The organism is Paenibacillus sp. MER 180, from assembly GCF_023713665.1.
GTDB classification, from domain to species: Bacteria; Bacillota; Bacilli; order Paenibacillales; family Paenibacillaceae; genus Paenibacillus_B; species Paenibacillus_B suaedae.
On sequence record NZ_JAMAVT010000014.1, the window covers coordinates 1 to 25184 of the forward strand.

A 25184-nucleotide genomic window follows, 5' to 3' on the forward strand; every position below is an offset into this window, starting at 1 on the left:
CGGCTTCTTGATTGTTTATTCAGAGGATATAAAGCTGATTTTCCCTTTCCATTTTTTGTTAGATGAAGGGTCACTTTCTTATTGCCTTTTTTAGGTTTTCTGGGGATCAGTATTTTCAGGATAGACTTAAGAATGAAAGACACCATTTTTGGATACATTTCCATTGATTTCCTTTTTGCAGTATGTTAGAGTGGTAATGCACGGATACCAGTAAAAGGAGGTTATTTTCTTGAAAAAACCAATTCAAAAAATTCTTCTTTGCACATCACTGGCTTTGAGCACAATTGTTGGAGTCGCCTTAACACCAGCAACATCTGTTGAAGCAGCAGGAGTTACATACAGAGACTTGAAAAAAGGTAATTCAATTATCGTTGGTTTTAGTGACAGCTATGAATTTACGGATATAAGGATGGCGTTCATTACTGGACATGGTATATTAGAGTCATCTAATTCAGAGCTGACCGTCCACTGTGGCGGTCTGTTTCTATTTTTACTGTAAGATGTCCAACTAATCATCAATCTTATCCCAACTCTATTTGCATCTATCTTTGGTTCTAATTATCTTTAAACGCCCTTGTGTTATCTCTTACTTTAATCACCTCATTGAAAATTCGATTTCATCGTTAGTATTCTATGTCGTATTGTTCAATGTATTTTAAATTGAAACTGTTTCATCTTCATATAGACAAAAGTATTCTGAGGAATAGTCTTCTTCAATGCCTTTGATATTCAAGAAAAATATGCAATCTGCAAAAGTACCTTCACCTTGGTTTCTAGTAGTTACATATACTCTACCTTCTGTTAAATCAAACTCATTAGTGTTTGCTATAAGCAATGTGCTTTTAGAAATAAACGTTTTGCTATCATAACAGCTTGGTTTATTAAGATTCACTGTAACGGCTTATCCATCAGGAACTCGTGCTTCTGGCCCTTCTGGATGCAGCCGAGCTGCCGGGCTGGCGGGTGGTACGCCGGTGACGGCGATGGCCATGCATGCCCTGCAGCACTCAGTCTAACACTTTATTTTCTGGTTTAAGTCTCTTCGATGACTCCCCGAAGGTGCAATCTATAACTTACTTTTTAAAGTCTGACTCTTTTCTTAGTCAAGAATCTTAATAAATCATAGTTTCCAGTCCAATACTCTATTTTCTCCATACAATTGGAAATTTATGATAATATCACTTTGGAAATTGTGAAGAAATGTACTTAAACTACTATGAAAATTCATAGCGTATGGAAAAAGGCAGCACTAAAGAAGACGCAGCTCGATCGTTTTTTTAAAGAGGAGAGCGCGTAGATTGCTATTTATTGGAGTTTATTTGGATTAGGAGGCCTCAGATTCTGTGATAGTAACGAAGTACCCTAATCCTTCAAGTCTACGCAGAGCATGTCGAACAATTGATTGTTGTCTTTGTTAATCAAAGTAGTCTTCGCCAAGATCAACATACATTCCTTTGCGAGATAGGAGGTAATACGAGATCCGTAACATGGCATGAGCGACTACAATTCCTGCTCGTTTTCTTCCTTTTCGTGCTACTGTACGCCTAAACAGTGCACCAAGATAGTTCTTGGAACCTTTGACGGAATGAGCGGATTCCGTTAATCCTGACCTCAAATTTTTGTTTCCCTTTTTGGTTTTAGATGATCCCCTTTTGCCCGCACTTTCGTTATGCCCTGGAACAAGTCCCGCCCAAGAACACATATGGGCTGCGCTTGGAAATTGATTTTTAATATCCGTGCCATTTCTGCTAGGATTGTTCGGCCATCCGTGTTGATATGCCAGGAATGGAATCCAGCCGCTCAATATCTTCTTGATAAGAACTTACTCGCTGGGCTACTTCTTGATCCAGCCTATCAATTTGTTCCGATAAAAAATCAATGTGGGTTAGAATAGTCTTTAACATGAGTCGTTGATGGGGGCTTGTGTAACCTTGGTGGGCCAGTTCGAGTTCATCTTTCTTTCGTTTTAGTGAGCGTTGGGCCATGTTGGCCAGTTCTTCAGGATCGTCTGCGCCATCAGCAATGGCACGAAGCATGTTTTTGGATGAAACCCCCATAATATCCGAAACCACAGAGCCCAGTTTGATATTAACTCCTTCCAGAACTTTTTGGATCCGATTATGCTGCCTAGCACGTTCTTCGATAATGCTCCGACGATAGCGAACAAGCTCTCTTAACTCACGTTGATTACGATCTGGAATGAAACTAGATTTAATGAGTCCGTGGCGAAGGAGTTGGCAAATCCATTCAGCATCTTTAACATCGGTCTTACGTCCAGGCACAGCTTTCATATGTTGGGCATTAACAACCAGAAATTCGATCTCTTCAGCCTCAATTAAATTTACGATAGGTTTCCAATAAACACTCGTGCTTTCCATGGCGACATGAGTACAGCCGTGCTTCTTAATCCAGTCCACTAATTGAAGAAGAAACATTGTTTTAGTCGAAAAAGTTTGAATCTCCTTTCCTTCAGGTGTCATGATGCATGCAGTAATATTGTCTTTATGAACATCCATACCGCACGCCCGTTTTTGATACTCGCAGCTATGATGTATATCAAGAAATGGGTGACCAAAATATTGAGGATTTATCCATGTCTCTTATGAATCGCCTATTGAATAATTCACGAAGTATCCGTGAAATTACTAATGAGTTTGATACAGATATACACTTACCTTTTGGAAGTGGCGTTACACTATTTTATCACTTACTTGCTAGAAAAATCGTAGTCATTGATATGCAAAATCCGATTGATTTAGAGCAAACAATTGATATTAAGTGTATTGATGAAGGTAATTTAGAGGAGGAGAAATACGCATTTTTCATCTAAACCATGCCAATGATTATCTTCATATTCATACGTATGGCCACGAGAACAAATTGTTTCCCCTTCAACCCCACAATATTGTCCCTCGGGGTATGTTTGATGGGGTTCTCTTAATTGCTTTTCACAATCGCTTTCACAATATTCATGTACAGCTTTCCAATGATTATTTTCACATACTAAATAATAGTCACCAGTAGTACAAACTCTTTCTCCCTCATTTGTACAATATTTTCCCTCTGTCGGGTCAGTGTGGTGGTGGGGATCTCTTTGCTTTTCATTGTTCATGTTTTATCACCTCCTGATAATTATATTCTACTTAATTTGTTTATTTATTAAGGAAAAAAATGTTATATATCTTCATACTGCCCGGTGATCCTATGCTTGAACATCTTCATTATTCTTTTTACCTCCATTATATCGAGTATATCGAGCAACCAAACTCGATTGGTCTTGCGTGATTCTTGTAAAAGATTTCATCGATAGACCTCAGCTGTTATTAATAACTGGGTAGCAATCTTTCTAGCTTCTTCCTTAGTAAGCCTGAATCCCACGGAATCCGGATTCATCCTTATTAGGGTAAACATTTTTCACCTGAAAGCTGCCTAATAACCGCTTATTCTTCAATGAGCGTGGCCGAAGCATGAATCCGTTTTGATCAATCTTTTATTAAAATGGATTCTTTTTATTTGCGGATAATATAGGTAAATGGGGTATTTTTAATCAAACTTTATTTCAAAGCAACACCTACCTTTTTCGCATCCATATTAGCGGGAAGGGGCTGGGATCCTTGTGGGGCGTTGGATTTCGGGGATTGGAGCGGTTGATGGCGTAGTGGCAGACTTATTTGCATGGGAAATTTGTACCAGCGTAACCGTCATAAAGTGCAGTGTGGACTGGCGAAGCTGGCTGCCAAGTACCACTGTCTTTTCACTTGGCACCGGGCAGCAAGATATCCAAAACATAGATTCAGTCCAATTTATGCACATATGTCCATAATTAATTGTCAACGTATGCAGGAAAGACGGTTTGATTTTTTTTTAAATTTCTTCTTGCTCAATAATTCCGATCCTGCTATTATGAAGAAGCATTAATTTTGGAAAGCGAATATTCAATATATATTTAGGATCTTTCCAAGCAGATAAACTTTGACCACTTCCTCTCTGGAAGTTAAGGCCATACGGACAGCCGGGTCAAATGCCGACTGGCAACTTTTCGTTGCCTTATTGATTGAGTTAAAAGCTCAAATTTTATAAGTTGGTTACTTTACAACCAGTGCATACGCACACAACTTGTGAAACGGTCAATAAGAGTGGCAATAGTGTTATTTGCTATATAGACTCTGATCCTAACAAAATATATTTGAATATTAAGAGCTCTTCCATGAAACGATGAGTCCTAGGGGTGACTGATAAGCACGCTAGGAGTTTGTTCTGTCATGTTTATTGGGAATATCTTATTTTTGAATATATCAAGCAAGTGTGATGCGCATGGTGCGTGTTACGCTTGCTTTTTTTGTTGCCGTTTTTACAGTGAAGTGAAGAAAATTTAATTCGATGAGGAGATTGAAAAATGGGAAAAGCACTAATCATTGGCGCCGGTGGCGTAGCATCTGTAGCAGTTCATAAATGCGTTCAAAACAGCGAGGTCTTCGAAGAAATCTGCATCGCCAGCCGTACGAAGTCCAAATGCGATGATCTGAAAGCAAAACTGGACGGCGGCAAAACTAAAATTACAACCGCACAGGTCGATGCCAATAACGTTGAAGAGCTGATCGCTCTGATTAACGAAGTCAAACCGGATATCGTCATGAACTTGGCTCTGCCTTACCAGGATTTGACGATCATGGATGCCTGCCTGGCTACCAGAACACATTATATGGATACGGCAAACTATGAGCCGGAAGATACGGCGAAATTCGAATACAAATGGCAGTGGGAATATCGGGAACGCTTCGAAAAAGCAGGAATTACAGCACTGCTCGGCAGCGGATTCGACCCTGGCGTAACCGGCGTATTCTCGGCTTATGCGTTGAAACACTACTTTGACGAAATCGAATATATCGACATTCTGGATTGCAACGGCGGGGATCACGGTTATCCTTTCGCAACCAACTTCAACCCGGAAATCAATATCCGCGAAGTGTCTGCCAATGGCCGCTACTGGGAAAACGGGGAATGGATCGAAACAAAACCGATGGAAATTAAGCGTGAATATAACTTTGCAGAAGTCGGCCAAAAGGACATGTATCTGCTGTACCATGAAGAGCTCGAGTCTCTTGCGCAAAACATCCCTGGTCTGAAACGCATCCGTTTCTTCATGACTTTCGGCCAAAGTTATCTCATGCATTTGAAGGCGCTTGAAAACGTTGGAATGACCTCCATCGAACCAATCGAATACGAAGGGAAACAAATCATTCCGCTTCAATTCCTGAAGGCTGTACTTCCGGATCCGTCCTCTCTTGGACCTCGTACAGTGGGCAAAACGAACATCGGCTGTATCTTCAAAGGGAAAAAAGATGGCCGAGACAAGACGTACTATGTCTACAATGTTTGCGACCACCAAGAGTGCTATAAAGAAGTGGGTTCCCAAGCTATCTCCTATACAACCGGCGTTCCTGCCATGATCGGCGCGGCGATGATCCTCACCGGCAAATGGAACAAACCGGGCGTATACAATGTCGAAGAGTTCAATCCGGATCCATTCATGGAAGAGCTGAACAAATGGGGACTTCCATGGGTAGAAGACTTCAACCCTGTGCTGGTTGACGCCTTGCCTGAGGAAGCTAAAGAGCCGGAGCTCGTTCGTTAAGATGCGGTTCGAGGATTTACCGACACCCTGTTTTGTAGTCGATGAAGCACTAATCGAGAAAAACCTGAAAATATTGAACGGCGTCATGCAGCGTACGGGAGCCAAAATTGTACTGGCGCAAAAGGCTTTTTCCATGACTGCGATGTATCCGCTCATCGGAAAATACTTAAGCGGTACGACTGCGAGCGGATTATTCGAAGCACGACTGGGTCACGAAGAAATGGGCAAAGAAAATCATGTCTTTGCCCCTGCTTACCGTGAAGATGAGATCGATGAGATTATTTCCATTTGCGACCACATCATCTTCAATTCCTTCTCCCAGTTGGAAAAGTATAAAGCGAAGGCTCTTGCTGCTGGCAGAAAAATTGGCCTTCGTATCAATCCGGAATGTTCAACGCAAGTGGGGCATGAGATCTATGATCCTTGTTCGCCGGGATCAAGATTTGGCGTTAAACGGGAGGATTTCCAGCCGGAACTGCTGGAAGGCGTTTCGGGGTTGCACTTTCATACCCTTTGCCAACAGAACTCGGACGATTTGGAGACCACGCTGAATGCGGTTGAAGACAAGTTCGAACCTTGGCTGCCGCAAATGGAATGGATCAATTTCGGCGGCGGTCACCATATCACGAGAGAAGACTACGATATCCGGAAGCTCGAAGCTTGCATAACGCGAATGCAAAATAAATACGGCTTGGAAGTATACCTCGAACCCGGAGAAGCCATCGCGCTTAACGCGGGCTATATGGTCACCTCCGTGTTGGATATCCATCGCAACGGCATCGAGATTGCAATCGTGGACACATCGGCTACTTGTCATATGCCGGATGTTCTGGAAATGCCTTATCGTCCACCTCTGGTCGGTTCGGGCGAATTCGGGGAGAAGCCATACGCTTACCGACTAGGTGGTCCGACCTGCCTTACGGGCGATGTCATCGGAGACTATTCCTTCGATCAGCCTCTCAAGAGCGGCGACAGATTAGTATTTGAAGATATGGCGATCTACTCCATGGTCAAAACCAATACCTTCAACGGCATGCCGCTGCCGGCCATCGCCGTGCAGGAGAAGGATGGGAATTGTCGCGTCGTGCGCGAGTTTGGTTATCAGGATTTTAAGATGAGACTAGCTTAATGAATAACCAAAGCCTTAACTCCGATGGGAATTAAGCGTGAATATAACTTGGCTGAAGTCGGCCAAAAGGACATGTATCTGCTATTCGGCGTAAAAAGGAAAGATTTCCAGCCGGAACTGCTTAGAAAGGTTGTGACAGCATAAAATGGACCACCGTAACACGCCGCTATTTACAGCTCTGAAAGAACATGCGGCGAGCAATCCCGTACAATTTCATATTCCCGGTCATAAAAAGGGCGTAGGAACTGACAGTGAGTTCAGAGAGTTTATAGGCGATAATGCCCTATCCATAGATTTGATTAACATTGCGCCGCTGGATGATCTCCATCAGCCTACCGGTGTTATTGAAGAAGCGCAAAAGCTTGCAGCCGACGCATTTGGCTCAGATTATACTTATTTCAGCGTACAGGGGACGAGTGGTGCCATTATGACCATGATTTTGTCTACATGCTCGCCTGGGGACAAAATTATCGTCCCACGCAATGTGCACAAATCGATCATGTCGGCCATCATTTTCTCCGGAGCGAAGCCAGTATTCATATCTCCGGTTCGCGACGAGAATCTTGGAATCGATCACGGCATTACAACCAAATCCGTACAGCGTGCACTGGATCGCCATCCGGATGCCAAAGCGGTTCTGGTTATTAACCCGACATACTTCGGCGTATGCGCCAATCTGAAGGAAATCGTCGATCTTGCCCACAGCCGCCATGTTCCAGTGCTCGTAGACGAAGCGCATGGGGTACTTATCCATTTCCATGAGGATCTGCCGATGTCCGCTATGGAAGCCGGTGCGGATATGGCCGCAACTAGTGTGCATAAGCTTGGGGGTTCTATGACACAAAGCTCGGTTCTCAACCTGAATACAAAAAACGGCTATGTGAATCCTCAGCGCGTGCAGACAATCATCAGTATGCTGACAACAACTTCTACTTCATACGTGCTGCTTGCATCATTGGATACATCCAGACGCAATCTAGCGATTAACGGCCATGACATGGCGCAAAGAACGATTGATCTTGCCCAAAAAGCCCGCCGCAGCATTAATGAAATGGAAGGTCTGTACTGCTTCGGGGAAGAAATCCTTGGGGACGAGGCCACCTTTGATTATGATCCGACCAAACTCACCATCCATGTCCGCCATCTGGGCATTACAGGCTTTGAAGCGGAAAACTGGCTGCGTGAGCATTATAACATTGAGGTCGAGCTCAGCGATATGTACAACATCCTCTGCCTGGTAACCCCGGGCGACAATGAGGAAACGGTGTCGGTACTGCTTACAGCTCTCCGTGAGCTAGCTGGAACGTATTACAACGTGAACACTGCAAATGAGCTAATCGTGAAGATCCCGGAAATTCCTCATCTCTCCCTGATTCCAAGGGATGCATTTTACGGAGATACCGAAGTCATTCCGTTCAAGGAATCAGCCGGTCGAATCATTGCCGAGTTCATATATGTCTATCCGCCGGGTATTCCAATCCTGCTGCCGGGCGAAGTGATCTCCCAGGACAACATCGATTACATTGTCGATCATGTGGATGTGGGGCTTCCGGTGAAAGGACCGGAGGATCGGTACATCCAAAATGTCAAGGTGATCGTGGAAACCGACCCGATCTCCTAAATCTGCATACCTTACGCGTCGAGCGCACCACGAAGCGCCGTCTATGCAAATCTGGCCATTTTGATTGAAGGGCAGACGGGCGATATAGTCCGTCTCGGCCCTCCTTCGAAGCTATACATCGGCCACCCCGAAGGGGCAAGGACTTGTATTGTTGAGGCGCGGAGTGGTAAGAGTTGCGATACTGTACCACTTTCCATTACAGATTTCCAAGTGAGTTTTCAATAGAATGATCCAATAGAATATGTTAAGAGCGTGTTTTTTTATCAAGGATTAAGATTAATGGTGTCATAAGAAATTAATGTAGTAGTGGTGAAAACAGGCTTCCCTTTTCAGGGATGGTTTTTTAATAAGCGATGCCGACACGGCTATTCTCATATGCTTCTTTATTTATCAAAGACCAGGCAAAATGAGCAGTATCGCCCACCGTGATTTTCGATCCGTTCAATGGCAGCACATCTACCTCTGTTCGGTACATGCCCGTTTTTTCGCCATCGATTAAATGGGTAGGACAAATAATCGTCCAGCATAGCCCACTATTTTTTAAGGCTTGATAAGCAGCTAAATGATCTTCGGCAGCTGTGGTACTTCTTCTTTTTGATTCTTCCGATTGGAACCGATAGATCTTCGGATTTATGCGGGCTTGTAAAATCCCCGCTGTTCCAATTGTAACGATTCGGCTTATCCCCTCTTTTTTCATATTTTTAATAATGGTTTGCATACTTTTCGACAACGTGCCATTCCCATCTGTTCCAAGAGCACTTATAACGATATCAACTTCCTTTAACGCCTTTTTTACATCATGTTCATCTAATACATTTCCCTCGATGATCTGTAGATTCCTATGCGAAACTGCAAGCTTATTCTGATCACGCACTAAGACTGTAATATCATGCGAATCGTGTAATGCTAGTTTCAGTAGCTCTGATCCAACTCTCCCTGTTGATCCCAATATACATATTTTCATTTTTCCTTCTCCTTGATCTCTATTTCTCTCTACTGTTGGTTCACGCCATGATGGGCCAGTTGGTGAAGATCTTGCAAAGCAGCATCTGAATGTGCCTACTTTGACAGCGGACACGTTTGAATCATCTCGATAAACCCGCATGCTGCCATGGAAAGCGGCATGTTGCGCATAATCATAATCCCCACGTGAGATGGCGGCAGCCGCACGTCCAATTGAATCTCGAAGAGGGTGCCCTCTTCCAGCTCTTTCGACACAAATTCTCTCGTCACGTATGAAATTCCGAGTCCTTTCCGAGCAAACTCGATGAGAAGATCCACGCTTCCGACCTCAATTTTAGGTGCGAGCTTATAGCCGTAGCTTTGAAATAATTCCGTAATGGTCATTCGTGCTCTGCTATTACGCGAGAATAGGATAATTGGATACTGGAGCAGCATATCCAGCGTTAAAACCGCATTCTTGAGCTCGGCATAACGTGTCCCCGCTACGAAGCATTCCTGCAGCTGAAAAGTCTCCCTCACTTCAAGTTGGGTATCGACGATAGGCATACGGATGACGCCTAAATCAATTTTCCCTTCTTTTAAGAAGGAAATGATTTCCGGCGTAGTTCCATGATTCAGGTGAAGTCTGATCCCGGGATGCCTCTCATGAAAGTCCTCCAAGTACGGGAGCAAATAATGCTTGAACAGCGAATCGCTTCCGCCAATCCGTAGCTCGCCGCTGTCCAGATTTTTAAGTGCTTCCATTTTTTCTTCGGCCAGCGATATTAAGATCTGTGACTGCTCAATATAGGAATACAGGATGGCGCCCTCTCTCGTCAGCCCAACGCCCTTGGAATTCCGGTAAAACAAAGTGACGCCGAAGCTGTTTTCAAGCTGTTTGATGGCGTGGCTGACGCTAGGTTGGGTTAGAAATAAGGCCTTGGCAGCCTGAGTCAAGCTGCCTGTCTTCGCAGCCCAATAAAATACTTTGTACAATTCGTAATTTATACTCATAGATGTGGTCTATAGCTCCTGTGAAATATATTTATTACTTGTATAGATGATATTCGTATTATAGTGGAACTACGAAATAGAAACCAGAGCTTGATTAAGAGAGCGCTGCTTGAAGGAGAGAGAAACATGGAGCCGACCACTTTTGTTTTGTTTGGAGCGACAGGGGATTTAGCCAAAAGAAAAATATACCCTGCCCTTTACAACTTGTATATCGATCGGAAGCTGCCGCAATCATTCTCCTTATTTGGTCTTGGGAGAAGAGAATTGTCTGATGAATCGTTTCAGGCAAATGTTGAGCAGTCTATCCGTACTTTTTCCAGACGCGAAGCGAACAATTCTGCGTTAATCAAAGATTTCTTGAGCGCATTCCGTTACAGCGTTCTTGATATAGATCGCAAAGAAGATTATAGGAAGCTGCTGCAACTGATTGAACAGAGGGAAGAAGAGCTGCATATTCCGCCGAATCGCCTGTTTTATTTATCTGTCGGACCTGAATTTTTTGAAACGATTACAGCGAGCATTAAGGAAAGCGGGCTCGGTTCCGCGAATGGCTGGAAGCGTCTCGTGATCGAGAAGCCTTTCGGCCATGATTTGAAATCTGCTCGTGATTTAAATCAGAAGCTGAGCAAAGCTTTTTCGGATCATGAAATTTACCGAATCGACCACTATCTCGGCAAGCCACTGATCCAGAAGCTTGAGATTTTGCAGCAGAATCCGGTTCTTAATGCCTTATGGACGAATCGTTACATTGCCAACGTGCAAATTACAGCAAACGAGACCGTCGGCGTAGAAGAAAGAGCAGGTTATTACGATCATGTAGGTGCCGTAAGAGACATGTTCCAAAACCATATGCTGCAATTACTGATGATGCTGACGAGTCATCTTCCAATCAACAGCGACTCGGAAATGGTGCGCTTTAAGAAGAAAAAGGTGATGGAAGCTCTCGAGCCGCTGCAAAAAGAGGAAGTGGGCGCGAGCATTATCCGCGGGCAGTACAAAGCAGGAACCGTTCAAGGTAAGCCGGTAATCGGCTATATCTCGGAACCAGGGATCGCTTCTACTTCGATGAACGATACGTTTATTGCCGCTAAATTGCAGATCAATGATTTCTTTTGGCGCGGCGTTCCTTTTTATATCCGGACAGGCAAGCGAATGAAAGAGAAATCAACGCGGATTGTGATTGAGTTCAAGGAACTGTTAAAGATGTCCTCACAGGCAAGTACTGAAAGACAATCGCCTAACCTTCTGGTATTTGAAATTAGTCCGAACGAAGGCATTACGCTGCAATTAAATACAAGGGATCCTTTGCATAAAGGGGAGTTCAAGCCCCTTCAAATGAATTTTCATGAGAGCAAGGGCGATGTTCCCGAGGCTTATGAAAATTTGATTTACGATGCTTTGCAAGGAGATCCTACGTTCTTCGCACATTGGGAGGAAGTTGAATTGTCGTGGCAATGGGTTCAACCGATCTTGGAAGCATTCGAGGAGAATCTGGTTCCGCTTCATCGGTATGAAGCGGGCACTTACGGTCCTGCCGAGTCCGATGCATTATTGGCGAAGGACGGCTACCATTGGTGGTTCGATGACAAGCCAGAACAACATATTAAAACGGAAGAAGGAGAACAATATGCTTACCAAGGAAACCATTGATCAATTAGCTGTCGATACGATCCGAACATTGTCTATCGATGCTATCAACAGTGCCAATTCAGGTCATCCAGGACTGCCGATGGGAGCGGCGCCGATGGCATACGCTCTTTGGTCCAGACTGTTAAATCACAATCCCGGCCATGCCAAATGGTTTAACCGCGACCGCTTCGTTCTGTCTGCGGGTCACGGATCAGCCTTGCTCTACAGCCTGCTGCATTTGTCTGGATATCAGGTGTCGCTTGATGATTTAAAACAGTTTCGCAAGCTGCACAGCAAAACGCCGGGGCATCCCGAATATGGGCACACGGATGGCGTAGAAGCGACAACTGGGCCACTGGGACAAGGGTTAGCGATGGCAGTTGGAATGGCGATGGCCGAAGCTCATTTGGCCTCGAAATTCAATCAAGACGGATTCCCAGTAATCGATCATTATACGTATGCGCTTGTGGGAGACGGCTGCTTGATGGAAGGGATCTCTTACGAGGCGATGTCCATGGCAGGACATATGAAGCTCGGGAAATTAATCGTATTGTATGATTCCAACGACATCTCGTTGGACGGAGCGACCAACCTTTCCTTCGGTGAAAATATGCAAAAAAGAGCGGAATCGGCCAATTGGGAATATATTCGGGTCGAGGACGGCAATGACATTTCCCGGATTGCCGAAGCGATCGCCGCTGCCAAGCAAAACGGTGCCCAGCCGACGCTTATCGAAATTCGGACGATTATCGGTTACGGCAGCAAGTTTGCGGGAACGAACAAAGTACACGGCAATCCGCTCGGCAAAGAAGAAGCGAAGGCGACCAAGGAAGTTTACGGCTGGCAGTATGAGGAAGAGTTCACCGTTCCAGAAGAAGTCAATGCGCATTTCGAGCAGCTGAAACGTAAGGGCGAGGCCAAAGAAGAAGAGTGGAACAAATTGGTCACTGCCTATAAAGCGCAATATCCTGTGCAGGGTAAGGAGCTCGAGCAAGTCATTGATGGTTCCGTGTCAATTGAGGCTGCTGACATCCTTACGTTCGACGCTTCCAAAACGATTTCTACCCGTGTAGCAAGCGGTGAAGCCATAAATCATTACGTAAAAACCGTTCCTTCGATTTTTGGAGGAAGTGCGGATTTATCGCATTCGACGATGACGGACATCAAAGGAGAGCAAAAGTTTGCCGTGGAGTCTTACTCGGGACGGAATATCTACTTTGGCGTTCGTGAGCATGCTATGGGTGCAGCGGGCAATGGCATGGCCCTGCATGGAGGTGTAAAACCATTCGTAAGCACCTTCTTCGTATTCAGCGATTATTTGCGCCCGTCTATTCGTTTGGCTGCACTGCAAAAGCTGCCTGTGATTTATGTATTTACCCATGATTCCATTGCCGTTGGGGAAGATGGACCTACGCATGAACCCGTCGAGCACTTGGCTGCGCTGCGCACCATTCCGGGACTTACGGTCATTCGTCCGACCGATGCTAATGAAACGTCGAGTGCATGGGCGTATGCTCTGCAGCAAAATGAAGGCCCGGTAGCCTTGGTGCTAAGTAGACAAAATCTTCCTGTATATGAAGCGACCAAGGCCAATGTTGAAGGGGTAGCCAAAGGCGCTTATGTCTTGAGCGAAACGGGCGGTCAGCCGGATGTCATCCTAATCGGAACCGGATCCGAGGTTTCTCTGGCCATGAACGCCGAAGCGGAGCTGGAACGGGACAACATCTCCGTACGCGTCGTTGCCATGCCAAGCAGAGAGCTGTTCGATCGTCAGCCCGAAGCGTATAAGCAGCGTGTTCTTCCTAATTCCGTTACGAAGCGGGTAGCCATTGAAGCCGGCATTTCGTTAGGCTGGGATCGTTACACGGGACCAGGCGGAAAAGTACTGTCGATTGATACATTCGGCGCTTCTGGATCTGGTACAGAGGTTATGGAGTACTTTGGTTTCTCCGTAAATGAAGTGGTTCGCCTTACGAAGGAACTACTGAAGTAATAATAAATTACAAATAAAACAATGGAGGTACTTACCTATGAAATTCTTTATCGATACTGCAAATGTGGAAGACATCAAAAAAGCATATAAAATCGGTATTTTATCCGGTGTTACGACGAATCCGTCGTTGGTTGCTAAGGAAGGTGTGAAATTTGAAGATCGAATCGCCGAGATTTTGCGGGAAGTACCCGGAGTTGAATCGGTCTCCGCTGAAGTAACGCCTGATGCGGTGACAGCTGAAGACATGATCGCGCAAGCGGACGAACTAATCAAAATCAACAATAATGACAAAAACATCACGATCAAGCTTCCGATGACGCTCGCCGGACTTGAAGCTTGCCGCTACTTGAGCGACAAAGGCGTGAAAACGAACGTGACGCTGATTTTCACTGTGAACCAAGCTTTACTGGCCGCTCGTGCAGGTGCTACCTATGTCTCGCCGTTCCTTGGCCGCTTGGATGATATATCGGAAGACGGCGTCCAGCTCGTCACGAAAGTTGCTGAGTTGTTCCGAGTGCATAACCTGGACACGCAAATTATCGCGGCATCCGTCCGCCATCCAGATCACGTGACACGCGTAGCAATGGCAGGCGCGCATATTGCCACGATTCCATTTGCGGTGATCGAACAAATTTCCAAGCATCCGTTGACGGATCAAGGTATGGATAAATTCGCTGCCGATTGGAAAAAAACAGCTAAGCTTTAAGTTACGCTTAAAATATACAAGATCAATATGTTTGCGCTGCTGGGTAAGCCTGGTTTCGAAGCGCAAAAAGCCGAGCTTATCAAACGTTTATCTACAAAGAGAGAGAAATGACAGGGAGGGAATTGCAATGAAAAAACAGCAAATCGGCGTAGTAGGCTTGGCCGTCATGGGGAAAAACCTAGCCTTAAATATAGAAAGCAAAGGGTTCTCAGTTGCAGTATACAATCGTTCGCCAGAGAAAACGAATGAGCTTCTGGAGGAGGCGAAAGGCAAGAATTTCGTCGGCACGTACAGTGTCGAAGAATTCGTCCAATCGCTCGAGACGCCGCGGAAAATTCTGATCATGGTCAAAGCGGGACAACCGACAGACGATACCATCAATCAGCTTGTTCCTTACCTGAGTCAGGGGGATATTCTCATCGACGGCGGAAACGCCTATTTCCCTGATACGCAAAGAAGAAATAAAGAGCTGCAAGCTAAGGGATTCCGTTTTATTGGAGCGGGTGTCTCGGGCGGCGAAGAGGGGGCGCTGAACGGACCCGCGATTATGCCAGGCGGGCAAAAAGAGGCGTATGAACTGGTCGAGCCAATCTTGACCGCCATTTCAGCCAAAGTGGACGGCGATCCCTGCTCGACTTATATCGGAGAAGACGGCGCCGGCCATTATGTCAAAATGGTTCACAACGGCATCGAATACGGTGATATGCAGCTCATCGGCGAAGCGTATCATCTGCTCAAAGATGTATTGAACGTAAATACCGAGCAGTTGCATGACATTTTCTCTGAATGGAACAAAGGCGAACTGGATAGTTATTTGATCGAAATTACAGCCGATATTTTCGCAAAGAACGATCCGGAGACCGGCATGCCAATGGTGGATGTCATCCTTGATTCGGCAGGACAGAAAGGAACAGGAAAATGGACGAGCCAAAGCGCATTGGATCTGGGAGTTCCATTGTCCATTATTACCGAATCCGTGTTTGCACGATTTATCTCTGCAATGAAAGAAGAACGCGTGGCCGCAAGCAAGCAGCTGAAAGGCCCCGCGGCGTCAAGCTACGACGGCGATCCCAATGAATTCATCGAGGCCGTTCGCAAAGCTTTGTATGCCAGCAAAATCGCTTCGTATGCGCAAGGCTTTGCGCAAATGAGAGCTGCCTCCGACGCGTACAATTGGAATTTGAACTATGGAGGCATCGCCATGATCTTCCGCGGGGGATGTATTATCCGCGCAAGGTTCTTACAAAATATTAAGGATGCATACGACCGGAACCCAGAATTGAAAAACTTGTTGTTGGACGAATACTTCAGTGGGATTATTGCTAACTATCAGGAAGCCTGGAGAAAAGTCGTATCGATTGCCGTAACTAGAGGAATTCCGGTTCCTGCTTTCGCTTCCGCTTTAGCTTATTATGACAGCTATCGGACGGAGAGACTGCCGGCTAATTTGCTGCAGGCACAGAGGGATTATTTTGGGGCGCATACGTTCGAGCGGCTTGATCAAAAGGGAAGCTTTCACTTTCAGTGGATGGAAAATAATGAATAATATTGTGATGCCATTTTTCGAACCTTATATAAATGAATAATTCAATAGAATATGTTAAGAGCGTGTTTTGATCAATCTTTTCAAAACACGCTCTTTTTTTATGTATGGATTTGGAACGTGAAAACAGAGCAAACTTTGATAAAATAAACAAACAACAGCTTGAGATAACGGGAGGTAGTTTCCAATAAACGGAGATTTCACGATGCTGCTTCAGCTCTTTGAGCGGGCAGCATTACTGCTCATTATTTTGTTTTTCTTAACTCGTATTCCGAGCTTTAAGCAGATTCTGCAAAAGGAATCGCTGACCACGAAGGAGTTCGCTGTCGTTACGCTTCTGTTCTGTACCTTTGCACTATTCGGTACCTACTCAGGCATCGATGTGGAAGGCTCGCTCGTCAACGTACGGATCATCGTAATTACGGCAGGGGGCATCTTGTTTGGGCCTTGGGTCGGTCTAGTCGTGGGCGTGGTGTCCGGAATCCATCGTTATTTGATCGATATCGGTGGGGTAACCTCGATTCCATGTCTCATCACGAGTATTATTGCGGGGCTGGTATCTGGGTATATTCATCTTCGCACACCAAAAGAAAAACGTTGGTTTATCGGGATTCTTGCCGGGATGGCTTGCGAGGCTTTAACGATGCTGTTGATCATTTTCATGGCGCAGCCTACTACATTAGGCAATGAGATTGTATCCAGAATTGCAACACCGATGATTCTCGGGCAATTGAATGTGGGATTGATCATTTTGTTGATTCAGAATGTAGAAAGTGAGCGGGAAGGAATCGCTGCGCAGCAAGCGAAGTTGGCGTTGGACATTGCAAATAAGGCATTGCCCTATTTCCGCTCCATCAATACCGAATCCTTGCACAAGATTTGTTCCATTATTAAAGAAGACATTCAAGCCGATGCGGTGGCGATTACGGATGCCTCGAGCGTTCTCGCTTATGTCGGTTTTGGGGAAGACCGCTATCAACTTCGGCATGAGATCATAAGCGATATGACCAAACAGACGATACGGAGCGGGGAGTTCATGATAAGCAACCATGCGTTGGACGATGCGATGCCCGGCATTCAATCCTTGCTTATTATTCCGCTGAAAGAGCGGGAAGAAGTGACGGGGACCTTGAAGATTTATTATCGGAAAGCGCATAAAATTACCTATCCGCTGCAGACTATGGCCGTCGGTTTGTCCCAGATCATCTCGACATTAATGGAAGTTTCCCGTGTGGAAGAGATTAAGGAGATGGCGAATAAAGCGGAGCTCAAAGCGCTGCAGACAACCATTCAGCCTCATTTTTTGTTCAATGCGCTAAATGCAATTGGATCCTCGATCCGAACTAGACCGGATCAAGCGAGGGAACTGATCGTCAATTTATCCGGATATTTACGTTATAATTTGGAGCTAACGGATGAATTGATCGATATCCATAAGGAGCTGGAACAGGTTCGCAATTACGTAGAGATTGAAAAAGCACGCTTCGGAAATCGGCTGCATGTCGTTTATGATGTGGATGAAGTCGCCGTGAAGATTCCGAGTCTCATCATTCAACCGTTAGTGGAGAATGCGATTGTCCACGGCATATTGAAGGAGAGAGGACCTGGAACGGTCACTATCTATGTCAAAGATACAGAAGAGTACATTCGGATTGGCGTGCGGGATACTGGCGTGGGTATCCGTGAAGATATCATCAAACAGGTGATAGAGGAGCGCGTTCCACCGAATCATATTGGTCTGTTCAATGTGTACAAGCGTGTGAAGCTCATTTTCGGGCATGGTGTTACAATGGAGCGGCTAGATCAAGGAACGAATATCTTTTTTGACATACAGAAGGAGACACGATGAGAGCGATAATTGTGGAAGATGAAGTTTTGGCCAGTGAAGAGCTGGAGTATTTGATTACCAAACATAGCCGCATTGAAATCGTGGAGCGATTCGAAGATGGCCTTGATGTGCTCAAATTTCTGCAGGAGAAGGAAGTCGATGCGATTTTTCTCGATATTAACATTCCATCCTTGGATGGGATGCTGCTAGCGACGAATATCAGCAAGTTCGCACATAAACCGTATGTTATTTTTACAACAGCGTATAAGGAACATGCAGCCCAAGCTTTTGAACTGGAAGCTTTTGATTATATCTTGAAACCCTACGATGAGAACCGGATTGCCGCGATGTTACGTAAGCTGGAGACCGCCTTCGAACGGGATGTGCAGCAAGGAGGAACTTCAAATCCTGCGGACAGCAGGCAAAGATCTGAGGAGAAACGCATTAATTTGTTGAAAAATGATAAGTATATCGTAACGGATAGCGATGACATCTACTATGCGGAAGCGCAAGAGAAGGTGACCAACGTATTCACGAAGAGCGGTACCTACACGATGCCGATGAGTATATCGGACTTTCATGCTATGCTGCCACAAGATCGATTCTATCGTTGTCATCGTTCCTATACTGTCAATTTGTCTCAAATCCATGAAATCGTTCCGTGGTTCAATAATACCTACCTGCTGCGTCTACGTGATATGGATGCCAAAGTACCCGTCAGCAGAAGTAAAGTCAAAGAATTTAGGCAGTTGATGCATATATAAATGCAGTTCATTCCGCAATCCCGTCATTTCATGTCGCTCATGGCTCAAGTAAGCGTTTTATCTTGTAAGATAAGGGTGTAAAAGCAAAGCGTAAGAGCTTTCACTTCCCTACAGATAAAACACAACTCTTGATCATAGCAGAATGGAAAGAGGGATCTATCATGAGAACGCATCAAGCAACTGGGTCGCAAGTAAACCGATGGATGATCGTCCTTGGAACAATCATTGTACAAATGGGATTAGGAACCATATATACGTGGAGTTTATTTAATCAGCCGTTAGCTGACAAGTTTGGATGGGAGCTTAGCTCCGTATCGATTACATTTTCCATCACTAGTTTTGCACTGGCTTTCTCGACACTGTTCGCTGGTAAGATTCAGGATCGTATCGGAATTCGGCGTATGACAATGATTGCAGGTGCTGTTCTCGGTGCAGGGCTAATCGCTAGCTCACAGGTTTCATCGTTGTGGATGTTGTACTTGCTGGCTGGCGTGGTTGTTGGTTTTGCGGATGGTACAGCATATATTACATCGCTATCGAATTTAATAAAATGGTTTCCTGAACGCAAAGGGTTAATATCCGGAATCTCGGTGGGAGCCTTTGGGACAGGCAGCTTGGTTTTTAAATATATCAATGCCAACTTCATCAATACGATGGGTGTCTCCTATGCATTTCTGGTCTGGGGATTGATCGTTATGGTGATGGTGATTGCCGGTTCGTTCTTAATCAAAGAAGCCGTAATTACGGAAACACCTGCGAACGCAAATACGGGGTCGCAGAGTGGGCGGAATTACACAGTCAAGGAAATGCTGCGTACGAAAGAAGCGTATATGCTCTTCATTATTTTATTCACTGCTTGTATGAGTGGATTGTACCTGATTGGTATCGTCAAAGACATCGGTGTACAGCTTGCCGGTCTTGATGTCAGCACAGCAGCGAATGCGGTAGCTATGGTGGCGATTTTCAATACGGCCGGCCGGATCATTCTCGGCGCATTGTCTGATAAAGTAGGACGTATGAAAGTTGTAGCGGGAGCGCTTTTTGCGACGGCATTGTCCGTCATGGCCTTGAACTTTGTACCTCTGAATCTGGGCATCTTCTTCACCTGTGTCGCGGTGATCGCATTCTGCTTTGGCGGCAATATCACTGTCTTCCCGGCGATTGTGGCTGACTATTTCGGCTTGAAGAACCAGAGTAAGAACTATGGAATCATATATCAAGGATTCGGGTTAGGTGCCTTGGCTGGTTCGTTCCTTAGTGCTTTGTTCGGTGGTTTTCATATTACCTTTACCGTTATTGCGGTCTTGTGTATGATCTCTTTCTTGATTGCGATCTTTATCTCTGTGCCTAGCCAACGTAATCAGTCGAAGAAGAACCAAGAGAAGAAACAAGTAGTGAACCAAGAAGTGCTAAAACCACGTTACAATGTGGGATAATTGCAGTGGAACCTCAGATTGATAGGAAAGGCCACTCAAAAGAGTGTTAGATAATCAAACAGGTGTTTTTTGCACAGTAAGCGGTGTAAAAGACGCCTGTTTTTTGTTGAATAAGGAGATTTATTGGAATGATGTTCACTATTCTAATGTCAGTAAAGGTGCAACCTTTTACCAAGGAAATGAATCAAAAAAATGAAGTTACATTTTTCATGATGAAGGAAGGGTCTAAATGCGAGGAAGAATCGCTCTACTCACCGTTATGGCGGCTTTATTGACATGCAGCTTTTTTAATGGGCCTGTACAGGCAGAAACTCACACAGAAGTTACTGAAAGCTCGGCTAAATCACAGCTCGACTCAACTGTTCTAGAGAAGGTCAAAGCAGCTCTAGGGGATATTGCAAAAGGCAATGAGATGAAATCGGATCTCAAAGTAATGGCGAATGCTAGTGACAATATTGTTCTAGAAGGAGAGTTGTCCCAGCCTGCTGCAAAGCTATTCCTCAGCCCAAGTAGATAAAAAATTGTTGAATAAAGCAGCTAGCGCAATTAACCAATTAAGTAGAGAAAAAGTAAATCTTGTTCACGCGGAGCGGGTAAAGGATGAAGTCGCCGGCAGCTATTTTTGGCATTTTGAAGATTATTACGATCATCATAGCGTCAAGATTGACGCAATAACAAATCAAGTGTTGAAAGTCGACACGATTTATACGGATTGGACGAGCGACAAAGATTTTTCCAAATCCTTTGCCAAACCCAAATATACTCCAAAACAAGCGATTTCTGCAGCAAGCGGTAAAGTTAAATCTATATTCAATGTCAATTTGGCCGGATATAAAGTTACCGTTAAATTGAATGAATACACATTCAAGAAAGATAAACAGCCTACAATCGTGGGCAAGATCAATAAGGAAGGGAAATTTTATTCCTTTTCTCTTACGCCTTAAGCGTGAACGCTACTGTCAGCAGAAAATAAAGAGTTAGACTGTCGCTGTTTTATTGATCAACATAAAAAAAGTGTAGAGAAAGAGGTATTCTTTCTCTACACGCGGAGAACTCGATCCTAGTTCTTTTCCATTAAAAATTTTTGAGTCAATCGTGGATGGTATTCTACTTGGTTGATCATCGGCTTAATTTCAGCGTCCTTCATCAATTCTTGTAAGCTTGTCTCATAAGCAGCAATCGTCGATTCATATCCCAAATCCGCGTTCCAAACCTTAGAAGTGACAAATAGCTCTTCTCTTGAAATGCCCGCTTCCTTCAAGCCTTCTCGGATCCCTTGGCCAACACCTTCTTCATTGCCATAGATCGCTGCTGTATCTACACTGCGGTATCCATGTTGAATCGCTGTTTTTACTGCGTTCACCAATTCAGGGCCTTCTTCGACTTTGAAAACTCCAAGTCCAAACCAAGGCATCTTCACGCCATTATTCAAAGTTGTTGAATCTTGCAAATTTTTTGCCATCATAATTAAAACCTCCACATCTTTTTATATTTTGCTTGCTTGATCTTTTCGTTCCATAGCTCTGCTAAATCCAGTTAAAATTGTAGCGACTACTACCATAAGTGCTCCAATCCAAGTCGTATGGATAAGCCCTATCGAGTCTGTCACAAGACCGCCTACAAAGGAACCTACCGCAATTCCGGCATTAAATGCAGCAATATTGATTGCCGATGCCACATCAACCGCACTAGGAACAAAGCGCTCGGCCAGCATCACAACATATACTTGTAAGCCCGGCACATTCATAAAAGCCAACAGTCCCATCAATAGAATCGTTATCAATCCAGCAACTTTAAATGGTGCTGTAAACATCAAAATAAATAAGACAACTGCTTGTACGATAAACATATAGAACAATGCACCAATTGGGTTTTGATTCGATAACTTACCTCCAATCATATTCCCAATCGCAATCGCGATACCGTAAGCTAACAAAATGACAGCTACGGTTCCTTCTTTAAACCCAGTGATGTCTTGAAGCAATGGTGATAAGTAGGTAAACACGACAAATGTTCCGCCATACCCTAAAGCTGTAATGATGAACAAAAGCAATAATCGACTATTTGTCACTAGTTTAAGCTGATCACGAAAAGAAGTTTTTACTCCTTTACGCAAATTAGATGGAACAAGAATGCGATTTGCAAGTAAGGCAATAACACCAATGATAACAATGGTAATAAAGGCTGTTCTCCAACCTAGCTGCTGTCCAATAAAGGTTCCGAATGGAACACCTGTTACCGTAGCTACGGTAAGACCTGTAAACATAATGGAAATCGCACTAGCTCTGCGATTTTCGGGAACTAAATCGGCAGCAATTGTCGATCCTATTGACATGAAGACCCCATGTGAAAATGCGGAGATCACACGTGCTACTAGCAATAACCCAATTGTCGTTGAGAATGCAGCAACAGTATTACCAATAATAAAGACAATCATGATCCATTGTAATAATGTCTTGCGTGACATACTTGATGTTAGAGATGTCAAAATCGGAGCTCCAAACGTTACGCCTAACGCATATAAAGACACCGTTAATCCGGCCGTGGTTACGGGAATACGTAAATCATTTGCAATAAGCGGCAGCAACCCGACACTGATGAATTCAGTTGTCCCGATTGCAAAAGCACTTACTGCTAAAGCAAGCAATGCTAACATGCTTTGCTTTTTACTTAGTTCCATATTATCTCCTCCTTTTACCTGTTATATAAATGGGAACTTTCTTTCCAGCGAATAATAAATTTTGAAATGCATCCGTCTCAAAATGTTATATTGATTTTTAAGAAAGTATGGTATTCATCGGCCGGCAAATGTTATTATGAGATATATCATCCATAAAGAAAAGTACGCACTTTTAAGTTGTATAGAAACCTAAAAGTAACATAGGTACTTTTTAGTGCCTATAAGAAGGAGGAGAACCAAGATGCAAAAAAAGAAATACAATATCTCTGTTGAGGCGACATTAGAAGTCATAGGTGGGAAGTGGAAGTGTGTAATTCTTTGTCATCTGACTCATGGAAAAAAACGAACAAGCGAATTAAAGCGCCTCATGCCAAATATCACACAAAAAATGCTTACCCAACAGCTGCGCGAGCTTGAAGAGGATGGGGTCATCAATCGAATCGTGTACAATCAAGTTCCACCAAGAGTGGAATACGAGCTTAGTGAATATGGACAGAGCTTAGAAGGGATTCTAAGTGCACTATGTGCATGGGGTGAAAAGCATTTAACGAGAGTATATGGAGATAAGTTTGCTGTTTTAGAAGATAGTGTGTTGAATGAACAGCTTAAGTAAGGGGATATACGGAGTTTGGTTATGTAGATAGAGGACATATGTGTAAGAGCCAATAAATGAGAAGGGCTTTGCTCCGCAATGGAGGCAGAGCCCTTTTTGTATACCGACCTTCAGGCCCTAATTCGGTACTAGTAGAACAGATCGAATCATATTCATATAAAAAATAAGAAGGGGTGCTCCGTTATTTGATGAAAGTTAAGGTTGGCTTACGGCCCATTGTAAGCAAGTTAAATATGCCCACTGTTTTGAAAACAGCGATCCTTCCGGGTGAATCAATTGAAAGATTATTTATTGCAACTCAAGTAGGTGAGATCTTTTACATAGGGGACGGGGATATAAGAACCTTTTTAGATATTCGCTCACGAATCATAACATTAGGTGCCTCTAATGGTGGGTATGATGAACGGGGATTGATAGGGCTAGCTTTTCATCCTGATTTTTATTTTAATGGTCTGTTTTATCTCCATTATTCAGTGGCTGGAACCCAAGGTCCAGGATCTCTTCCAGGTGAATTTGAATCTTTTAAGCCGAACCCGTGTGATCCTAAAACCTTAAACTTAAAGTGGATAAAGCGAGAAACGCATTATGATCATATTGATACCATTGAGGAATGGATTCTACATGCGAATGGACAACCTCAAAAACGGCGGACATTACTGAATATAAGAAGACCATTTTTAAATCATAATGGCGTCAATAGCTTAAACTTCTCACCTGAAACAGGAAAACTCATTTTGACAACCGGAGATGGCGGATCAGGCTATGATCCATTTAATTTAAGCCAAACGGATATGGAAATCGCGGGTAAAATCATTGAAATTGATATTTCCAAACCTACATTTATCGATAATCCGCCCGTAGTTACACGTTTTAATGAGCTGCCTGTGTCTATTCAGGAAACACTTACGGTAATGGCCAAAGGGGGCCGCAATCTGCCAGGCATTGCATTTCAAAGGTTATCTTATAATCAGTACATCAAATACGTAGGAAGTGTCGGACAGGATCTTGTAGAGTCGATTTTTGCATTCATTCATTATAAACCCATACCGGTTACTCAGCTTGTTCGAGCTTCTTCGACTTTGACGAATTCTGTACTTGACCAAGAAGGATTTATTAACTTTGGCTGGCGAGGGTGGGAAGGCGCTTTTCCTACTTCGTTCATTACAGGCTGTTCTGCAGATCCGGCTTTGGATGAGAAGGCAATTTCTTATTACGATGAAGCAATCACAACTTCAGTGCGGCGTCTTGCGCCTCTCGTTAGTTATTTTCATAAAGATCCCCGAACCGATAAGTTTGGAGGAACTGCCCTTACTGGAGTCCAGCCATATATGGGGAATGCAATCCCCGGTTTAACGGGAAGTGTTGTGTTTACCGATCTCGCCAGAAATGAAGGATCTCCCCCTCCAGTTAGAGGAGTTTTAGCATATACCAGGGTAAGAACGGATTGTAAACTAAGCGATTTTAGTGTTATTGAAACGGATTATGATTTTGGGTCTCAATCCGCTTATTATGTTAGTTTGGGAACGAATCTGAGTCAATCTAGACTCTATTTAGGGGTTTATGGCTCTGTAAAAGTGGCTGATCAGCACCAAGGAACTGTGTTTGAGATTGTTCCACTATGGTTGCATTAACGAATTCGAATGAAATGGAG

Annotated in this window: 22 protein-coding genes and 3 pseudogenes; 18 read left to right on the forward strand and 7 right to left on the reverse strand. The window is 44.2% G+C overall.

The window, feature by feature from the left end; genetic code table 11:
- Window positions 1-229: 229 nt before the first annotated feature.
- On the forward strand, window positions 230-499 hold the full coding sequence (locus M3661_RS21070) for a hypothetical protein (protein WP_251488292.1): 270 nt from the start codon (window positions 230-232) through the stop codon (window positions 497-499).
- Between the two features lie 156 nt (window positions 500-655).
- Here the strand turns inward: M3661_RS21070 and M3661_RS21075 are convergent, their stop codons facing one another.
- Together M3661_RS21075 and M3661_RS21080 are read right to left on the reverse strand one after the other, a co-directional pair.
- A complete protein-coding gene (locus M3661_RS21075) occupies window positions 656-892 on the reverse strand; it encodes a hypothetical protein (RefSeq protein ID WP_251488295.1) in 237 nt (78 codons plus the stop codon).
- A gap of 432 nt (window positions 893-1324) precedes the next feature.
- Window positions 1325-2516, reverse strand: a pseudogene (locus tag M3661_RS21080) (IS110 family RNA-guided transposase).
- A 47-nt stretch (window positions 2517-2563) separates the two neighbouring features.
- Here M3661_RS21080 and M3661_RS21085 point away from each other — a divergent pair.
- Window positions 2564-2830, forward strand: a complete 267-nt coding sequence (locus M3661_RS21085; protein WP_251488297.1) for a TnsA endonuclease C-terminal domain-containing protein — start codon at window positions 2564-2566, stop codon at window positions 2828-2830.
- Here the strand turns inward: M3661_RS21085 and M3661_RS21090 are convergent.
- Window positions 2798-3112 carry a hypothetical protein gene (locus M3661_RS21090; protein WP_251488300.1) on the reverse strand — a complete coding sequence of 105 codons (315 nt, stop codon included), beginning with the start codon at window positions 3110-3112 and terminating at the stop codon, window positions 2798-2800. The two genes, M3661_RS21085 and M3661_RS21090, sit on opposite strands and share 33 nt — an antisense overlap.
- 504 nt (window positions 3113-3616) lie before the next feature.
- On the opposite strand from M3661_RS21090, the gene M3661_RS21095 reads away from it, so the two are divergent.
- The 4 genes from M3661_RS21095 to M3661_RS21110 all read left to right on the forward strand — a co-directional run bounded on the left by M3661_RS21095 (window position 3617) and on the right by M3661_RS21110 (window position 8385).
- Window positions 3617-3823, forward strand: a complete 207-nt coding sequence (locus M3661_RS21095) for a hypothetical protein (protein WP_251488302.1) — start codon at window positions 3617-3619, stop codon at window positions 3821-3823.
- A gap of 573 nt (window positions 3824-4396) precedes the next feature.
- On the forward strand, window positions 4397-5635 hold the full coding sequence (locus M3661_RS21100; protein WP_065293939.1) for a saccharopine dehydrogenase family protein: 1239 nt from the start codon (window positions 4397-4399) through the stop codon (window positions 5633-5635).
- A gap of 1 nt (window position 5636) precedes the next feature.
- Window positions 5637-6764 carry a carboxynorspermidine decarboxylase gene (nspC, locus tag M3661_RS21105; protein ID WP_251488303.1) on the forward strand — a complete coding sequence of 376 codons (1128 nt, stop codon included), beginning with the start codon at window positions 5637-5639 and terminating at the stop codon, window positions 6762-6764.
- A gap of 145 nt (window positions 6765-6909) precedes the next feature.
- Window positions 6910-8385, forward strand: a complete 1476-nt coding sequence (locus M3661_RS21110; RefSeq protein ID WP_138188322.1) for an aminotransferase class I/II-fold pyridoxal phosphate-dependent enzyme — start codon at window positions 6910-6912, stop codon at window positions 8383-8385.
- 343 nt (window positions 8386-8728) lie between these two features.
- Here M3661_RS21110 and M3661_RS21115 read toward each other — a convergent pair whose 3' ends face one another.
- Window positions 8729-9349, reverse strand: a complete 621-nt coding sequence (locus M3661_RS21115; protein ID WP_251488305.1) for an NAD(P)-dependent oxidoreductase — start codon at window positions 9347-9349, stop codon at window positions 8729-8731.
- Between the two features lie 95 nt (window positions 9350-9444).
- Window positions 9445-10341 (reverse strand): LysR family transcriptional regulator, encoded by an 897-nt coding sequence (locus M3661_RS21120; protein WP_065293942.1) that lies wholly within the window; start codon window positions 10339-10341, stop codon window positions 9445-9447.
- Between the two features lie 126 nt (window positions 10342-10467).
- Here M3661_RS21120 and zwf point away from each other — a divergent pair, with 126 nt between their 5' ends.
- From zwf to M3661_RS21170, 10 genes and pseudogenes are all read left to right on the forward strand, one after another.
- Window positions 10468-11991 carry a glucose-6-phosphate dehydrogenase gene (gene zwf, locus M3661_RS21125; RefSeq protein WP_065293943.1) on the forward strand — a complete coding sequence of 508 codons (1524 nt, stop codon included), beginning with the start codon at window positions 10468-10470 and terminating at the stop codon, window positions 11989-11991.
- Window positions 11969-13963 carry a transketolase gene (tkt, locus tag M3661_RS21130; protein ID WP_251488307.1) on the forward strand — a complete coding sequence of 665 codons (1995 nt, stop codon included), beginning with the start codon at window positions 11969-11971 and terminating at the stop codon, window positions 13961-13963. The genes zwf and tkt overlap by 23 nt, the downstream gene beginning before the upstream one ends.
- Before the next feature lie 37 nt (window positions 13964-14000).
- Entirely contained in the window at window positions 14001-14669 is a 669-nt protein-coding gene (gene fsa / locus M3661_RS21135; RefSeq protein ID WP_065293945.1) for a fructose-6-phosphate aldolase, read from the forward strand.
- Between the two features lie 6 nt (window positions 14670-14675).
- Window positions 14676-14780, forward strand: a pseudogene (locus tag M3661_RS21140) (hypothetical protein); the annotation flags it as partial.
- A 16-nt stretch (window positions 14781-14796) separates the two neighbouring features.
- On the forward strand, window positions 14797-16215 hold the full coding sequence (gene gndA / locus M3661_RS21145) for an NADP-dependent phosphogluconate dehydrogenase (RefSeq protein WP_251488309.1): 1419 nt from the start codon (window positions 14797-14799) through the stop codon (window positions 16213-16215).
- A 202-nt stretch (window positions 16216-16417) separates the two neighbouring features.
- The gene (locus M3661_RS21150; RefSeq protein ID WP_065293947.1) at window positions 16418-18061 is read left to right on the forward strand and encodes a sensor histidine kinase; all 1644 of its coding nucleotides are present in this window, start codon (window positions 16418-16420) and stop codon (window positions 18059-18061) included.
- Window positions 18058-18804 (forward strand): LytR/AlgR family response regulator transcription factor, encoded by a 747-nt coding sequence (locus M3661_RS21155; protein ID WP_021259317.1) that lies wholly within the window; start codon window positions 18058-18060, stop codon window positions 18802-18804. The genes M3661_RS21150 and M3661_RS21155 overlap by 4 nt, the downstream gene beginning before the upstream one ends.
- 161 nt (window positions 18805-18965) lie before the next feature.
- Entirely contained in the window at window positions 18966-20240 is a 1275-nt protein-coding gene (locus tag M3661_RS21160) for an L-lactate MFS transporter (RefSeq protein WP_251488312.1), read from the forward strand.
- A 229-nt stretch (window positions 20241-20469) separates the two neighbouring features.
- A complete protein-coding gene (locus M3661_RS21165; RefSeq protein ID WP_065293949.1) occupies window positions 20470-20757 on the forward strand; it encodes a hypothetical protein in 288 nt (95 codons plus the stop codon).
- 7 nt (window positions 20758-20764) lie between these two features.
- Window positions 20765-21184: a hypothetical protein gene (locus M3661_RS21170; RefSeq protein ID WP_251488315.1), complete on the forward strand. Its 420-nt coding sequence runs from the start codon at window positions 20765-20767 to the stop codon at window positions 21182-21184.
- A 131-nt stretch (window positions 21185-21315) separates the two neighbouring features.
- Here M3661_RS21170 and M3661_RS21175 read toward each other — a convergent pair.
- Window positions 21316-21702: pseudogene (locus M3661_RS21175) on the reverse strand (aldo/keto reductase); the annotation flags it as partial.
- Window positions 21703-21726: 24 nt separating this feature from the next.
- Complete coding sequence (locus M3661_RS21180) at window positions 21727-22920, reverse strand: MFS transporter (protein WP_251488318.1); 1194 nt, start codon at window positions 22918-22920, stop codon at window positions 21727-21729.
- 241 nt (window positions 22921-23161) lie between these two features.
- Here M3661_RS21180 and M3661_RS21185 point away from each other — a divergent pair, with 241 nt between their 5' ends.
- Window positions 23162-23533, forward strand: a complete 372-nt coding sequence (locus M3661_RS21185) for a winged helix-turn-helix transcriptional regulator (protein ID WP_065289995.1) — start codon at window positions 23162-23164, stop codon at window positions 23531-23533.
- Window positions 23534-23718: 185 nt separating this feature from the next.
- Complete coding sequence (locus M3661_RS21190) at window positions 23719-25164, forward strand: PQQ-dependent sugar dehydrogenase (protein WP_251488320.1); 1446 nt, start codon at window positions 23719-23721, stop codon at window positions 25162-25164.
- Window positions 25165-25184: the final 20 nt, after the last annotated feature.

Coding starts and splice junctions, on each gene's coding strand:
- nspC (WP_251488303.1), top strand. CDS start 5,637: ATGCGGTTCGAGGATTTACCGACACCCTGTTTTGTAGTCGATGAAGCA.
- M3661_RS21165 (WP_065293949.1), top strand. CDS start 20,470: ATGCGAGGAAGAATCGCTCTACTCACCGTTATGGCGGCTTTATTGACA.
- M3661_RS21150 (WP_065293947.1), top strand. CDS start 16,418: ATGCTGCTTCAGCTCTTTGAGCGGGCAGCATTACTGCTCATTATTTTG.
- M3661_RS21110 (WP_138188322.1), top strand. CDS start 6,910: ATGGACCACCGTAACACGCCGCTATTTACAGCTCTGAAAGAACATGCG.
- M3661_RS21180 (WP_251488318.1), bottom strand. CDS start 22,920: ATGGAACTAAGTAAAAAGCAAAGCATGTTAGCATTGCTTGCTTTAGCA.
- gndA (WP_251488309.1), top strand. CDS start 14,797: ATGAAAAAACAGCAAATCGGCGTAGTAGGCTTGGCCGTCATGGGGAAA.
- zwf (WP_065293943.1), top strand. CDS start 10,468: ATGGAGCCGACCACTTTTGTTTTGTTTGGAGCGACAGGGGATTTAGCC.
- M3661_RS21085 (WP_251488297.1), top strand. CDS start 2,564: ATGGGTGACCAAAATATTGAGGATTTATCCATGTCTCTTATGAATCGC.
- M3661_RS21090 (WP_251488300.1), bottom strand. CDS start 3,112: ATGAACAATGAAAAGCAAAGAGATCCCCACCACCACACTGACCCGACA.
- M3661_RS21185 (WP_065289995.1), top strand. CDS start 23,162: ATGCAAAAAAAGAAATACAATATCTCTGTTGAGGCGACATTAGAAGTC.
- M3661_RS21115 (WP_251488305.1), bottom strand. CDS start 9,349: ATGAAAATATGTATATTGGGATCAACAGGGAGAGTTGGATCAGAGCTA.
- M3661_RS21120 (WP_065293942.1), bottom strand. CDS start 10,341: ATGAGTATAAATTACGAATTGTACAAAGTATTTTATTGGGCTGCGAAG.
- fsa (WP_065293945.1), top strand. CDS start 14,001: ATGAAATTCTTTATCGATACTGCAAATGTGGAAGACATCAAAAAAGCA.
- M3661_RS21160 (WP_251488312.1), top strand. CDS start 18,966: ATGAGAACGCATCAAGCAACTGGGTCGCAAGTAAACCGATGGATGATC.
- M3661_RS21100 (WP_065293939.1), top strand. CDS start 4,397: ATGGGAAAAGCACTAATCATTGGCGCCGGTGGCGTAGCATCTGTAGCA.
- tkt (WP_251488307.1), top strand. CDS start 11,969: ATGCTTACCAAGGAAACCATTGATCAATTAGCTGTCGATACGATCCGA.
- M3661_RS21155 (WP_021259317.1), top strand. CDS start 18,058: ATGAGAGCGATAATTGTGGAAGATGAAGTTTTGGCCAGTGAAGAGCTG.